Here is a 13,755-nt window from a genome sequence, read left to right on the forward strand (position 1 = left end):
AGTATAAATGATGAAGAAAAGCCTGTCACATTATGTCATCTGAGAAATCATCTTTTTCAAAAGTGTTTAACAGTTTTGTAACTTTTTTATACGATAATAAGTCTACTTAAAAGAAAAGTTTGGGGTACTTATAAAAAATACACAATTCATACCTAGAGCTAAACGAGTTTTATAGAAAATGTTCGTGCAAATTGGAGAAACTCCTTTCTTTATATGAAGCTTTTGAAGGAGGGAGGTTAGCACTCTAGTACCGTATTCTACTCTTTTCGATAAAAATCCCACATTTTAGGGGTTTTTCATGTTAAGATGATAAAGACTATTTTAAGTGGAAAAAAAGGAGATTGAGATGTTTAAGAAACTAAAGACTACATGTATTGTATCGGCAGTTGCTTTGGCTACGATTTTGCCTGGACAAGCGTCTGCATCAGCTGCTAGTAATAATGGAATTCAGATAAAAAACAATGTTTCCATTACGATTAATGGAGAAACGATTCAGGTTTATGATCCAATTTTAAATAAGTCGGATTTTTTACTATTACCAATGCGTGCATTATATGAAGCGGTTGGTGCAAGCGTGGATTGGGATAAGGAAACATTGACGGCCTCGGCTATTCGTAATGGTAAAACAGTAGATTTAACGATTGATTCGATGAAAGCTTTAGTAGATGGAGAAGAGGTAGCGATGGATGTTGCTCCATTTATGTATAAAGATCGCACTTATATGCCATTACGATTCGTCAGTGAAAACTTTGATGGGGTTGTTAATTGGGATGAAGCTACCCAATCGGTAGATATTACATTATCAGATGAAACAACAGCACCACCGCAGGAAGACCCATATATCTTACATATCAATAACAAACGTATCGTTATGAAAGATCCGATTGTTTCAAAAGATGGAAGAACCTATTTACCTGCTAGCTATATTTATGATTATTTAGATGATTCATCTGGTACTTGGCAGCCTGATGGTTCCTTTGAATTGTTAATTGGTGGGATGAGCTTTATTTTTAATGATAACAGCAATCAGGCTTTGGTTAACAATGAAGCAGTGACAATGATCGAAAAGCCATTTATACAAAAAGGCAAAATGTACATTCCTACCAAGTTTCTTGTGGATGCATTAGGCGGAAATTTACGCTATATCACAGAGAAAAAAGAAATGTATATTTATGTTTACCGTTATATGTTCACAAGCCCCTTCCTAGATAAATCATTTGGTTCTACGTCCTATCCAGAAGCTGTTCCTTCTGCTCGTGTAGAAGGAGATCGTGATTTATTTATTAGTGATAATCCAGAAACGTTAACACGTAAGCTTGTGCCACTGAACAATGCGACACTTGCCCAATATGATGTGAAACCAACAGAGGCAACAAATAAGCATCGTATCTTTGGCTGGCATTACAACACATTAGGTACAGATGTCAATCTTGGGATTACCGTTCAAAACAAGTCTACGACAGAAAGCATTAAAGTCACTGACTCGAAAGGCATTAACCAAAAAACAGGTAATAGCTGGGTAGGTCATGATCTTGGCTTGACGATTGCGGATGCTGTTTTAAATAACAAGCTTCAAAAATCGGACAGCAGTGGCATTGTCATTGCACCAGGTGAAACAAAGGTCATCGAAACATATGAACTAAACTATGATTATATTATTGGCTTTTTACATGATTTAGATATTCAAGCGGTTAATGGTGGAAAGCCAGAATATACGATTCGCACAGTACTTACTAAGGATAATAGTGATTTAACAACAATTCAATCTGAGCAGGTGGCAGTTGATCAGTATGCTAAACACCCTAGAGGTGCATGGTCTAGTGCGTCAATTCTAGCAGAACTACCAGCTTACACAGTAGATTCTCCTGAGGTAGGCTACAATATTTCTAACGGTCGTACTGACCATTTACAAACGGCTGAAAATTCAATGTCGCAAATTAATGGCTCAGTAGGAAATCCGGGACATTTTGGTGTGAATTATAAAGTATCCATTCCTGTTGTCAATCCAACAGGCTCTACAAAAACGATTAAGCTGAAGTTGGCTGGTCGAGGAGGATTATACAGTGGAGCGATTAAGGTGAATGGCAAAGTGTATTTAGTGCCTTCTTTAAGAGTAGGGGCAGAGTATGTTGAATTACCAGATTTCAAAATGAAGGGTTCAAAAGATACGATTGAATTAGAGCTAATGCATGCTGGTGGTGTGAACCTTCCAGTAGCGATCTATGTAGAAACAAAATAAAAAAGTCACTGGCACGGGTCATGTGACATGGTACGTGCCATACTTTGAATTAATTCGGAGTGAAAAATGGCAAGAAAACTAATAACGATTATTGTAGTCCTTTTCATGCTTACACTAACAGTTAGCCCCATCAATGGACAAGCTGCTGGTTTAGGCAATAAAGTCAGTGAAGTTAAAACAGAGGTTTCACCACAGGTAATACATTCACAGCAAAACTATACGTCAGGTTCGATACGTCAGTTTGTAAATGTTTTAGATGTTAATTTAAATAATACATATACAAAACTAGAAATTGGTATGCCAAATCCTATTAATTCATTAAAAACAACATCAGCGATGGCCAAGCAAAACACATATGATGGGCATCGAGTTGTTGGGGCTGTCAATGCCTCTTACTTTTTAGGAAATGGTATGCCTGCGAACTTGTTAGCAGAAAATAATGAAATTGTGAACTATGGTATTTTGGGAGATACATATGATAGCCCAACACAAAAGCCAGTTGCATTTGGTTTATCTAAATCAGGAAAAGCGATTGCAGATTATTATTCTACGAATCTAACTTTCCAAGTGAATGGCAAAAGCTATCCTATTGATCTTATTAATAGTGAACGAGGAACAAATAAAAACGTTTTATATACACCTGAAAAAAAATCAACAGGGACAAATACATGGGGGGTAGAACTCGTTGTGTCGGGCGCTAGCCAAGATACAAGTACCTTGCATTTTGGTGATCAGTTCTCAGGTACAGTATCTCATGTAACAGCTTACGGAGCAGAAGGTAACTCTTCTGTACCAGCAGATGGCTTTGTTATCTCTGTCCAAAATAAAGAGTTAGCCGCAGAATTAAGTAGCATTACAGCAGGTACAAGCGTGGATGTCAGCTTATCAATCGATCAAAAATGGATGGATGCACAGTTCATCTTAGCTGCTGGACCAATGCTTGTGCGTAACGGCAAAGTGGATATTTCTATGCCAACGAATTCAGGGTTTGCTTCTACACGTAGTCCACGTACAGCAGTAGCTATAGATGCTACAGGTACAAAGGTATCTCTTGTAACTATTGATGGTCGCATAAGTGGTCATAGTAATGGTGTTAATTTATCAGATTTAGCTGCTCATTTAATTTCAGTGGGTGCTTCTTCGGCTATTAACCTAGACGGAGGCGGCTCTACAGCAATGGTGGCGCGTAACCCAGGAGGTTATTTCGCCAACCTAGTGAATAGACCGTCAGAGGGTAGTGAACGTCGTGTATCTGCCATTTTACAGGTAGTGAATACAGCGCCACCAGGGAACGTAAAATCAATTATGTTAAGTAGTGTTGGTCAGGTAATGAAAGGTTCTTCTGTAGATATGCAAGTTGTAAGTGCCTATGATCAATACTTGAATCCAATGACCATCAACCCAGCAAATATGAACTGGACAGTTGAAGGTAATATCGGCAAAATGGATGGTGCAACCTTCACAGCAACACAAAAGGGTGAAGGGAAAATTATTGGAGAGTATGAAGGAATTCGTACGTCTACAGCTGTGAAAGTAGTAGATCTAGCAGAAAAACCTATTGTACTAGATAGCTTTGATAATACGTCATCTTGGACAACAGAAGTGGCGAAAGCTAATGCTTCATTAGCAAGCTCTAAAGAGTATGCAAGACAGGGAACGGCTAGCTTACAATTAAACTATGATTTCACAACAGCAGGTACAGGTACAAAAGCAGCCTATATGGTTGCGAAAACACCAATTGCTATTTCAGGGCAGCCTAAAAATATCGGTCTTTGGGTATTTGGCGATGCTGGTAAGCATTGGCTAAGAGGTGTTGTCATTGATGGTGCTGGAGCTAAGCATACAATTGATTTTACAAGCCAGGGTGGTTTTGACTGGAGTGGTTGGAAGTACGTGACGGCGAATATTCCGAGTGACTTACCACAGCCATTGAAATTCGAGCGTTTGTATGTTGCTCAGCCAACAGCATCTCTTCAGAAGAAAGGACAGCTGTATTTCGATCAATTACAAGCCGTTTATAAAGATAATCATGAGGAATTAGTTTATACAGATGTAACAAAAGGACATTGGGCATTTTCCGAAATCCAAAGTCTATACGATCAATCCCTTATTAAAGGATACTCAAATGGAACGTTCAAACCAGAGGCATCCATTACACGTGCTGAGGCAGCTACGATCATTGCCAGAGCTTTAAATCTAACTACAACGAAGGATTCTAGCTTTAAAGATGTGAGTAAGAGCCATTATGCATACAGTGCCATTGCTGCAGTTGAGCAGGCTGGCATTATTAAAGGGCAAGAGGCAGGGAAGTTTAATCCAAACGGACAGCTTTCACGTGCAGAAATGTCTGCCATTTTAACAAGGGCCTATAAATTAACGGGTACAAGCAAAGTAAGCTTCTCTGATGTGAAATCAACACATTGGGCATACAGCCATATCCAAGCACTTGTGGCAAATGATTTAACTGGCGGCTTCCCAGATAACACATTTAGACCAGATGCACAAATTACACGTGCTCAATTTGCAAGCTTCTTAAATAGATGTTTGTCATTAAAATAAAAATGACGAATCCCCTGTAGTAATCTACAGGGGATTTCTTTTGTAAAAAAAACCGCCTTGTCCATAAAAAGACGAGGCGGATTTAGGTTAGAAAACGATATATTTCACATATTGCTTCCAAGTTAGCTCTTTAAAATGGCTCCAATGGATCTTCTCAACAGGTAATGTTCTGAAGGTATAGGCTTCGAGATTACGTTTCTCATTCGAGAGCATTGGCGTACCTTCATCAAGATAATCCATAAAAATAGCTGACTTAGCCGTTTTAAATTGTACATTGACATCAATTAGCTGTATTTTACCGTCCTGATTGATGATATACAGCTTTTTGTTCCCTTTTTTAGCTGTGGCTAGCCACGATTTATCGACTTTATAGGAATCGAATGCTTCGTTGACAATAATAGAGGCTTTGCCAGTTGTCGAAAATGGGATGTCCTCGAGTGGGGCATCTTGCTGTAAGGTCACTTCATAATTAGTTGGTTGTGGCAAGGCAGCCGTTTTGGCTAACTCATTTGCCCAAACTGTCTGATCGTCAGTAGCAATCGTTTGTTTTTCTAATACGATGCCAGATAGATCATCCTTGACATGTTTCACCTTGAAATCTACAGTTTGCCCTTCCTCCACCTTTTGCCATTCCTTTTCTGATAAATAGGCATACATTGCTTTTTCATTCGAATAGATTTCAAAAGTTAGCGCACCAGCTTCTTCCTTAATCGCTGCCACCACACCATCAATAGGGCTGACAATACCCTGACGAGATTGAATTTGTGTAATTTGGGCTTCAAGTAACGCAATTTGACGATTTGTTTCAGCAATATGTCGATTTAACAGGGCAACCGCTGTAGATGCTGAATTTTGTTGAGCAAGCTCTAATTTTAGCGTTACGGATAGCTTGTCATTGATTTGATCCGTATTAATGGAGCTTTTTGGATTAGAATCATCACCATATTCATCCTCAATTTGATCAAGTGCATCCTGTAAATCTTGTAATTCTGTTTCATAGGCTGTGCGTTCAGATTCAAGCTTTGTTAACTCCTCATCCACCTCATCCGTTTTATAGGTAGCAAGTACATCATTCATCATCACTTCTTGGCCACGCTTTACATTCACAGCTGATAAGCTAGTTGCATCAGCAGTAATCGTGTATGTCTCAGCAGGTGCTACAATGGTTTCTTTATGAACACGCTCTGTATTCGTGCCGATATAAGCTTTTTGAAATTCATCGATAAAGTAGGATCGTGTCACGTTGCTATTATCTTTAAAAACAAAATAAGCATTTATGCCGATTACTAGCATTGCTAACACGATGGTCGTAGTTGTCCATGGTCTTGTTTTGATAAATGCCATCATCCTAACCCCCTAGCAATCCATTCTTTAATTGGTAGTACACTAATCAAACCAACAAATATGGCCATAAATAGCTGTATACCAATCAATTTGACTACTAACATTTTTCTACTAGCTTCTTCCTCCCATTTTGATAGGAAGAGGTACTGTACAATAATGATTAAAACAGTTGTTACCGTCAATTGATTGAGGGTAAATAATACGAAATCTGTTTCAATCACCTGTAAGGCAGCAGGAGCTAAGGAGAAGAAAGAAAACATGGTTGTATAGCCTACAGCATAGAAAACAGCAAAGAGGATTGCTTTTTCAATTAATAGAAAGGCTACAACATAAAGCTGGACTTTTTTTATCCAAATATAAGGAATGTCTGTTAATAGATGTAAAAGATAGGTAACACCATAATAATGGAAGCAAAAATAGACGATTCCCCATAAAACGGCACCAAGCATCGAAAGGATACGTGCTACATAGTATTCATTTTGTAAATCCATTGCGAATAAGGACGTTAAATTTTCTGTCCCCATTCCCCAATATTCGCGAGCAGCAAACAACAGGATGAAAAGAATGAACACCGTTAGGACTCTTTTTTTATATCCGATGACCTCGCCTTCCTCTACGATGCTAGTAAAGTAGGTAGGATTTTTTAAGCTATGCCAGAACTTATAATGGTAAAACATAAAACAGCGTCCTTTCTTCCAAAATAGGATATCAAAGTTGTAGTATACACCTTGTAAAGATATTATGACATATGAAAATAGCTGTTTTTTTCCAATAAATTCATTAAAAAAACATAATCTCTTATTATATGTCAATTGGTGAAAACCTTATATAACACCATTGTATAGTATAATTGAAATAACTTCCTGTTTTTCTAGCTAGTAATTTAGAAAAATTACTTTTGATATGTCTCATTTTGTAAATATATTAGAATGGCTTGAAATCAAGCAATTTACACCGATACTAAAGTCATAAATTCTAAATGAAAATGAACACAATCATTTTCCTATACATAAACGATGAAAGGGTGGTTCGATTGAATCGAAAATTGACAGCAGGGGTCATAACGGGTCTTTTATTGGTACCTACGGCTATAGCGAACGCACACGCACAGGACAACGAAGGACAGTCGCACATCTCAATACAATCAGAAAAGGTAGCTTATGCAAATGAGGTTGCAGCAACTATAGCAAGGGAACAACTTATTGCACAATTTGGCAAGCTATCAGAGAATTCATCAGATAATGAAATGGTTATTGCAGATGGTGATATAACGATTGTACAAAATTCAGCTGATTTTAATGCCGATGAAAAAGCTTTTATACAAGCGAAATATGACTATGTAGTTAAGCAACGACTACTGTTAAAGAAGCTTAAGGAAATTAGCGATAAGATGGGTACTATTTCATATACCAGCAAAACATTTATTAATGATGTGAAAAATGTACAAAGCCAATATGAAACATTTTTAGGAGATGAATCAACAGCGACATCCTATCAATATGTGCAAGACCAATTCAACCAAGTTGTTCTTGCTGCACTTAATAATGGGGCGAAGGATATTGCCTCAACAGTTCGTGGCACAGTGTTGCAATATGGCTATGATGAAACAGCACGCAATGTCTATTTTAAAGGCAAGGGAATGGATGTTGACAAGTTAAGTAAGCTGAAAGTGGACGTAGCAAAAGTAGAACCGGTCATTACAGAATTAGATCAGTTAGTGGAGTTATTGGAGAAATCTACGGATTATTCAGCTATTTCTCCTAGAATGAATAGCTTTACCACGAATTATAATGCGCTGACAGCAGAGCAAAAGAAAGTGGTTGAAGCTTATAATCCAAATGATGATAAAATCACACCTTTTAAGAAGTATAAGGATGCCTTGTCAGGTTTATCTGCTTTAGATAAAGTGACTTCCAGCATTGCACAGTTAAAAGGTAAGCAACCTGCAGATTTCACTTCAGCCTCAAGCTTTATTAGTGCTGTGACGGCTGTTGAGAAAGCCTACAATAGTCTGGATGCAGCCTCCAAACAATTATTAAAAACGGAATATGAAAGTATTGCACAATATCTTAAAGCAGCAAATATTTCGAAAAGCATTTCAGGGTTGCGTGTATCCAAAGAAGATGTATATCGTACAACAGTCAAAGACATAAAAGCGGAATACGATCTCTTAACGGAAGGTAAAGGTTTTGTTAAAAACATAGGAGACCTAGATCTGGCGTTAGCAAATATTGCATATGCAGAGGATATTGAAGGAAAGATTAAAGCCATTAATGTTGTAGAAGAAGCTAATAAAGTAGCTGCTATTAAAGCTGCACGCGAAGCCTATAATAATCCTTCAGGCACAAATATCAATGCGTCCAATGTGAAAAAAATCGTCAATAATCTAGCAGAGCTCACAGCGTGGGAGAAAAATTTAGGTGCTGCCTTAAAGGTAGATAAGTTAATTGATAGCCTTGATCCTGCCGCCAAAACATTTGAAAGTAAAACTTTAACTGCGTGGACTGCCTTTAATAAGCTCACTGAAAATGATCAGAAGCTAGTGCAGGGAGCGACAAAACTAAAGCTGTTTCAAACATACGCAGAAGCATCGAAAACGATTAATACATTAAAGCCGACAACTGACTACGGTACACAGCTTACCAAGTTGAAAGAGACAGTGGAGAAATTAGATACGACTTTGCAAGGGCATGAAACAGCTCTTACTAATTTGAAAACACAGCTGCAAAACAAAATAGATGCTTTAGTGAAAGAGGAAGAAGCGGTACAGGCTGTTACAACGGAAATTGATCTGTTAAATAGCAATATAGCTATTGAAAAAATATTGGATGCACGAGCTCACTATAATGCGTTATCATCAACAGCTAAAAAGCGTGTGACAAATATTAAAGTGTTAACAGATTTAGAGAAATCCTATAAATCAGTCGTTAATGTTATCTCTCTCTTTGAAAAACTAGATTCCAATTCAAAAAGCTATATTTCTAAAGCAAAGTCAGCTTATACGGCTTACGCGAAGCTAGATGATAAGAATAAGACGTTTGTCCAAAATTATAAAGATTTAAAAGATGTAATTCCTACGATTGATGTAATGGTACAAATTAGTGCATTAAGCCCTTCTAAAAAAACGTATAAAGATGATGTGGTAAAAGCACAAGAAGCGTTTAATAAATTGGGTGAATCTCTTAAGGCAAAGGTAGTAAACAGCCAGGACCTAACAAACGCACAAGGCTATATCAATACGGCTAAAGCATTTGATGACCGTATTATAGCCTTAGCAAATGAAGGCCCTGACACATTTGTCAAAAAGGTAGCAGAACTTACATTAGAATATAAAGCAATGGATAAGAACGCACAGAAGCTAGTGGAGCAAGCCAAAATGTTAAGCTCCTATGAAAAGGATAATAAGGCAGTAATCAAGGTGATTCAAATGATCGATGCCTTAAACCCAACAAATAAGGATTATACAAAAAAGGTTCTTGATGCACGTAAAGCCTATAATGCACTTGATCAAGTTTCCCAAAAGCGAGTGACAAACTATTCTAATCTTACTGCTGTAGAGGATGTTGCTTCCTTGATTGGTCTCATTGCGTCGTTAAAGCCAACAAGTAAAACTTTCTATCAAGATATGAAAACAGCGCGTGAGCTTTATGATTCCTTGCCAGCAGAGAAGCAGCAAGCGATCGTAAACTATGATGCACTGGTAGCAGCAGAGAATGAACAAGGATTAGCACAGAGTGTAGTCGAGCTAATTAAATTAACAGAAGTGCAAGATGCTGACTATTTAACGAAGCTGATGAATGCGCGTGTAGCATACGATAAGCTGTCATCTGACCAAAAGAAATTAGTGACGAATATTAAAGATTTAACAACACGTGAAAAAGCAGTGAAACCAATTTTAAGTGTGATGGTTCAAATTAATGAACTAGATCCAGAATCAACAAACTTTGTTAGTAAGGTAAACTCAGCACGTAAAGCGTATGATAAATTATCGAAAGATCAAAAAAAATACATCGATAATATTAATATTCTCTTAAAATTCGAGCCTGTCTCTAATGTAATGGAATTGATTAGTAAACTTAAATCTTCAAGTAACACATTCCTTCAAGATACATCACGAGCACGCTCACTTTACGATGCACTACCTGACGATATGAAGCAATATGTGACAAACTACTACTTATTGCAAGCAGCGGAGTCTAGTATTTTAGGGGCTGGTAATGTCATGCAAATGATTGATGACTTACCATCCGTTGATCCAAAGCAATATGTGAAACGTATTCAAGAAATCCGTGCTGCTTACAATGCTTTACCAAAGGATCAGCAACGGGCTGTTCAAAATTATAAAGTGCTACAAGATCAGGAAAAGCTAATAAAGCCTGTAATGAGTATTGTAGAAGATATAGACCGATTGCTAACGGCAAAAGATATGAATAGCCAATACCAAAAGATTTTAAAAGCCTATGATAAGCTCAATGCGGAACAACGTCGCTATGTTTATAACGACCAGCTATTGCTTTCGCTAGATAATGTTATAAAGGTTTATAATAATATTGCTAAATTGAATCCAAAGGATAAATATTACTTTGGCATGGTGGAAGCGGCGCGTAAAGAATATGATAGTTTGAATACGACAGATAAACAACGTATCTCCAATTATGCTCTTTTACTCGAAGCAGAGAAAAGTTTAGCTGATGTGAAGAAGGTTGTGGAGATCATAGCGGGACTGTCTCCAAGCTCTTCAACGTATATTGAAGATGTGGCGAATGCCGTTGCTGCCTATAAGGCATTGGACTCTAAAATTAAAGGACAGGTCATTAATGAGGATGTCTTAAAGCAGGCTGAAAAAGATGTGGCTGCCGTTCTCAAAGTTGTTCAAGCGATCGGAAATATTGATCCAGACAGCTCCTCATTCGAGAAAAAAGTGTTAGCTGCTCAAAAAGATTATAGTAATTTGTCAATTGAGCAACAGGGCTTAGTGTATAATTACCGCATTCTAGAAGACTATCTTAAAATGATTCAATAGTATGATAAAAAAGGAGTTTTCCCAATCAATATAACGGGAAAACTCCTTTTATAAGTAAGAAAAAATGAATCCTAATATTAATTTCCAAAAAAGTGAAACTATATCATCTGAAATTCGTATCTTATAGTATAAATGGTCGCTTTGATTGGGAGGTACCATTTGATACATTTTCATTTTGCCAACGTGAGGAGGTCGCCCTGTTGAAAAAATTATTGAGTATAATGGTACTTTCAATAGCTGCAACCGTAGGAAGTTTAACTGGTTTTAGTCAAGTAGAAGCAGCGTCTGCTAAGGCAGTAGATGTGACAAATTCATACTGGGCAAATGCCTCGATTCAACATATGCTCACAAAACAATATATGACTACATACAACGACAACACTTTTAAGCCAGAGCAAGCTATTACAAGGGCAGAGGCTGCTGCTGCCATTGCTCGCTCTCTTCAAACAAACATTGACATTGAGAACCCTGTAAAATTCAAGGATGTCCCTACAACACATCCATATTACAAGGAAATTTGCCAGCTTGTTAAACTGGGAGTTATTCAAAAAAGTGATGCCTTTCATCCAGAAGAGCCTTTAAAGCGTATGCAGGTGGCAAAAATGCTAGCACTAGCTTACCAAATTAAAGTAGATGGCAAAAATAATAGCCAGTTTGCGGATATTACGCGTACGCATTGGGCAAAAGACTATATTGAATCCTTAGCAGATATCGGCATTATTAGTGGAGTGGATGCTAAACATTTTGCTCCTGACCAATTGGTAACACGTGCACAGTTTGCTGTTTTTGTTGAGCGAAGCATGATTTTTCAACAAAAAATTAAGGCATTGGAAGTAGCCTATGACTATCTAGCAAAGGATTATATCCCAACTGTAAACCTTTCTTCTGAGTGGTCTAAAAAGGTGATTGAATTAATAAATGTTGAAAGACAGAAGAATAAGCTAGAACCTGTTGCTTATGATTCGAAACTGACACAAATTGCAATTATCAAAGCACAGGACATGGTAAATCGCCATTATTTTGAACACGTTTCCCCATATTATGGGGCACCTTGGGATTTAGCGACATTATTTGATTACAACTATACAAGTTTTGGAGAGAATATTGCTAGAAATATTAAAACACCTGAAATTGCTGTTAAGGCATGGATGGCTTCACCTAGCCATCGAGATAATATTTTAAAAGAGCACTATACGAACACAGGTGTTGCAATAGCACAGGATAGCAAAGGAAATTACTATTGGGTCCAAATGTTCTCTAGTCAATAAGTTGTTGTGTAACAAAGAATCGCTAATATTACAGAAATGTTACGAAAGTTCCAAATTACGATAAAAAAATCCCCTTTTTAACGCTGGAAATACCACCAAACGTTGGTATTACAGCGTTTTTTTGCTGTCTAAAACCGTTACACAATTGAAAAATAACATTCGCCTCTTTTGTGATAGTCTATGTATAGGCAAAAAAGTTTTGAGAGGGGTATAACAAAAGTATGAATAAGAAATGGTTATTACCGATTTTTGCATCATTTATGTTATTTTCAACTACTAATATTAATACTGCTGAAGCAGCGTCTAAAGCAGATTTAACTGATACAGCTTCTAAATATTTAGGTGTTCCATATAAATACGGCGGTACAACAACAAGCGGTTTTGATTGCTCTGGCTTTACTTCTAAAGTATTTTCAGACTTAGGCATTCAATTAAACCGTACGTCGGGATCTCAATATCAACAGGGTACTGCAGTTGCCAAGAGTGATCTTCAAGTTGGCGATTTAGTATTTTTCAATACAAGTGGTAGTGGTATTTCACATGTGGGGATATACATAGGTGATGGTAAAATGATCCACTCTCAAACTGGTCAAGGTGTAAGCTACTCAAATGTTAATGACCCATATTATTGGGGCGATCGTTATGTAGGTGCTAAACGTGTAGCAACATTTGATGCTCAACAACAGGCTGATGTAAAACAAGCAGCTATTGACTTTTCCGTATATGCTTCTCGTGCAGAGGTAGCAGTACAAATTGCAAAAGCTTTAAACTTAGATACATCTGATACTACTACTAGTTTCGTAGATGTAAAACCTACATATGCTCATGCAGGTGCTATTGCAGCTGTAGCAAAATTAGGTATCTTTGAAGGCGATGCAAATGGTAAATTCAACCCGTCTTCACCAATTACGCGTGCACAAATTGCTAAAGTATTAGTGCTAGCATTTGGTCTTGAAAATAATGGTGGAAGTGTAGCTTTTAGTGATGTGCCTCAAAAGAGCTGGGCTAATGAATATGTTTCTACTCTAGCGTCAAATGGCATTACAAATGGTGACGGAGACGGTAGCTTCGGTTCTGATGAATTACTAAAAATCGAACAATTAAAAGTATTTATTGAAAGAATTCAACAATAAGTTCATAAAGTTAACACTTTAATTGTGTCATAGATTGCAAGAAATGATCTTTTGAATAGCGTATAATGGAAGAAGGGTTTGCAATAGCAGACTCTTCTATTTTTATGATAATTTTGTAGGAAAGGATGTGAATTGGAAAATTAAATTTTAACAGTTCTATTGTATGATGCTTTATTTAGCTAATTTTGT

At 37.3% G+C, this 13,755-nt stretch carries 7 protein-coding genes; 5 read left to right on the forward strand and 2 right to left on the reverse strand.

The window, feature by feature from the left end:
• Positions 1 to 346: 346 nt before the first annotated feature.
• A complete protein-coding gene (locus NYE73_RS03225) occupies positions 347 to 2,239 on the forward strand; it encodes a copper amine oxidase N-terminal domain-containing protein (RefSeq protein WP_259949534.1) in 1,893 nt (630 codons plus the stop codon).
• 66 nt (positions 2,240 to 2,305) lie between these two features.
• Positions 2,306 to 4,798, forward strand: a complete 2,493-nt coding sequence (locus NYE73_RS03230) for an S-layer homology domain-containing protein (protein WP_259949536.1) — start codon at positions 2,306 to 2,308, stop codon at positions 4,796 to 4,798.
• Positions 4,799 to 4,885: 87 nt separating this feature from the next.
• Here the strand turns inward: NYE73_RS03230 and NYE73_RS03235 are convergent, their stop codons facing one another.
• Positions 4,886 to 6,142, reverse strand: coding sequence for an HlyD family secretion protein (locus tag NYE73_RS03235; RefSeq protein WP_259949538.1), 1,257 nt, complete (start codon positions 6,140 to 6,142; stop codon positions 4,886 to 4,888).
• On the reverse strand, positions 6,142 to 6,819 hold the full coding sequence (locus tag NYE73_RS03240) for a hypothetical protein (protein WP_259949540.1): 678 nt from the start codon (positions 6,817 to 6,819) through the stop codon (positions 6,142 to 6,144). Before NYE73_RS03240 ends, NYE73_RS03235 begins: the two co-directional genes overlap by 1 nt.
• Before the next feature lie 347 nt (positions 6,820 to 7,166).
• Here NYE73_RS03240 and NYE73_RS03245 point away from each other — a divergent pair, with 347 nt between their 5' ends.
• The 3 genes from NYE73_RS03245 to NYE73_RS03255 all read left to right on the forward strand — a co-directional run bounded on the left by NYE73_RS03245 (position 7,167) and on the right by NYE73_RS03255 (position 13,566).
• The gene (locus tag NYE73_RS03245; RefSeq protein WP_259949541.1) at positions 7,167 to 11,165 is read left to right on the forward strand and encodes a cell wall-binding protein; all 3,999 of its coding nucleotides are present in this window, start codon (positions 7,167 to 7,169) and stop codon (positions 11,163 to 11,165) included.
• A 200-nt stretch (positions 11,166 to 11,365) separates the two neighbouring features.
• Positions 11,366 to 12,433: a CAP and S-layer homology domain-containing protein gene (locus tag NYE73_RS03250; protein WP_259949542.1), complete on the forward strand. Its 1,068-nt coding sequence runs from the start codon at positions 11,366 to 11,368 to the stop codon at positions 12,431 to 12,433.
• Positions 12,434 to 12,654: 221 nt separating this feature from the next.
• On the forward strand, positions 12,655 to 13,566 hold the full coding sequence (locus tag NYE73_RS03255) for a C40 family peptidase (protein WP_259949543.1): 912 nt from the start codon (positions 12,655 to 12,657) through the stop codon (positions 13,564 to 13,566).
• Positions 13,567 to 13,755: the final 189 nt, after the last annotated feature.

The sequence above is a fragment of the Lysinibacillus sp. FSL K6-0102 genome, from assembly GCF_038003545.1.
Taxonomy (GTDB): Bacteria; Bacillota; Bacilli; order Bacillales_A; family Planococcaceae; genus Lysinibacillus; species Lysinibacillus capsici.